This is a genomic window from Photobacterium sp. R1 (genome assembly GCF_054600795.1).
This window is the reverse complement of sequence record NZ_BAAHZP010001061.1, coordinates 1-231: the sequence shown is the minus strand read 5'-3', so window position 1 is coordinate 231 and position 231 is coordinate 1. Positions and strand designations below refer to the sequence as shown.

1 protein-coding gene is annotated in these 231 nt (G+C 55.0%); it reads right to left on the bottom strand.

The genetic code is table 11. From position 1 onward, the window contains the following. Window positions 1-71: 71 nt before the first annotated feature. Window positions 72-231: penicillin-binding protein activator (locus tag ACYP03_RS28315; protein ID WP_459782979.1), on the bottom strand; the 160-nt coding region annotated here is incomplete at its 5' end.

The following is a 231-nucleotide window of genomic DNA, read 5'->3' as shown; positions in this document are numbered from 1 at the left end:
CCGTCGCGTTCGGCTTTCCCCTTGCTTTCAAATTTACCAGAGAGCGGCAGCAGCAGCGCCACTTTTTCCAGCTAAATGACTTCCAGACTCATGATGGCCTGCAACTCGTCGGGCAGATAAGTACTGGCCGGATGATCCGGGTTGGTCGAGAGCCAGTTTTCAACTTCAGACTTCATCCGTACCGGGCGCTGGGCATAAGCGTACTTCAGCATGCTAAGTTCGACCCAGCCC